The organism is Thalassobacterium maritimum (assembly GCF_031127805.1).
In the GTDB taxonomy this organism is placed as follows: domain Bacteria; phylum Verrucomicrobiota; class Verrucomicrobiia; order Opitutales; family Coraliomargaritaceae; genus Thalassobacterium; species Thalassobacterium maritimum.
Genome location: NZ_JARXHW010000141.1, coordinates 1 through 1,411 on the forward strand (window position 1 = coordinate 1; position 1,411 = coordinate 1,411).

Below are 1,411 nucleotides of genomic sequence, written 5' to 3' on the forward strand. Positions count from 1 at the left end.
CTCTTCCATGAGAAGGTTTTCTAAGTAAAGATCAAAAATTCATTTTTGCTGAGTGTTTATCGCTAATTTTGTTTGTAATATTGGATAAACGGAATCGCGCTTCCATTCGCAGTCTAGTTATAAGGCTTTGAGCCTCGCTGCACGATTGATTCCGCTTTCTGTTTAAAAGTTATTGGGGGCTGCTATCTACGTTACGCATTCGTTGATGCTGAGAACTGGCCGCAGTGACCCCGGAAAATTCGATTTGGTTTATCCATAAAAAATTTATGTTTAGTTCATGCAGTCTCTTTACTCAGAGGCGACGGACTGGGCACATTTCGTAGCGGATCGTAAGGCTGTCCAGTTTTCCATAGCATGAGCATCAGCACGGCCAGTTTGCGGGCGACCGCAATCACCGCTTTTCGCTTCGCTGACCTACCTCCTTTAGCTGCCAGATTCAGTCCATAGCTACGCAGGTCGCAGTCTGGTCCGAAGCTTCCCATAATATATTGGGCGCATTGCACTAACAATCGACGCATCTCTCGATTGCCAGCTTTGCTGATCGGGAGTTGCCTATCGCTCTGTCCCGATTGATCACGCCGGGGCACTAATCCAAAGTAAGCACCCACGTTACGAGGATCCTCAAAGCGTTCGGGTTGGCCGATCGCCAACACGAAGCTCAAAGAAGTAATCGGACCGACGCCTCCAATCTGCTCTAGAAGCTTAGTCTCTGGGTAATGCTCTGCGGCGGTCTTAGCGATTTGCTTGTCCAGGGCTTTAATCTGCGAGTTCAATCCTTCGATGGCATCAAGAGACGCTTCCAAGGTCTCCAGCAAGGGCATGCCCTCGAGTTCCGCACGACAGCGGCCAGCAAAATACGGCGTCGAGCATCCAGAGATACGCACACCTAGGGATTTGAGGGAGAAACGTATGGTGCTGATGATGTTTACCCGCTGGCGAACCAAGGAGTCACGTAGGGTAATACTCAAACGGTGCAACTGGCGTGCCTCCGATCCATGCTGGATCGGGCTCAGCAGTTCGGGGTCCACCCGTGCCAGCTTTGCCAGCATACGGGCATCATATTCATCGCATTTGCGATCGTTCTGGTAGATCGCACGCAGCTTCCTGGCATTCGCGACAAGACAGCTGCAGCCGCTCGATTCGAGCAACCGGCTAATCCACGGACTATGCGTGCCCACCTCGATCGCGAAAAGAGCGCCGCGATGTTCATGGGCGAATTTGGACAAACGCTCCTTATTATTAGCTACCGTTTTCTCGCAAAGGATATTTCCGGTCTTGTCAGTGATGCAAACATGATGTTTCTTATCGCCGAGGTCGACGCCGATTATCGTTCTGTATTGTTTAGTTTTCATAGACGAACAAGATCCCAGATCGCTGGCGCGACCTCAAACCTTCTCATCCCATCTACGTT

Annotated in this window: 2 protein-coding genes; one reads left to right on the forward strand and one right to left on the reverse strand. The window is 50.5% G+C overall.

Annotated elements, in window-relative coordinates; all coding sequences use genetic code 11:
- Positions 1-275 precede the first annotated feature (275 nt).
- The gene (locus tag QEH52_RS19655; RefSeq protein WP_308952663.1) at positions 276-1,286 is read right to left on the reverse strand and encodes an IS110 family RNA-guided transposase; all 1,011 of its coding nucleotides are present in this window, start codon (positions 1,284-1,286) and stop codon (positions 276-278) included.
- On the opposite strand from QEH52_RS19655, the gene QEH52_RS19660 reads away from it, so the two are divergent.
- A partial coding sequence (locus tag QEH52_RS19660; RefSeq protein ID WP_308952664.1) for a hypothetical protein occupies positions 1,167-1,411 on the forward strand: 245 nt, incomplete at its 3' end. The genes QEH52_RS19655 and QEH52_RS19660 overlap by 120 nt on opposite strands.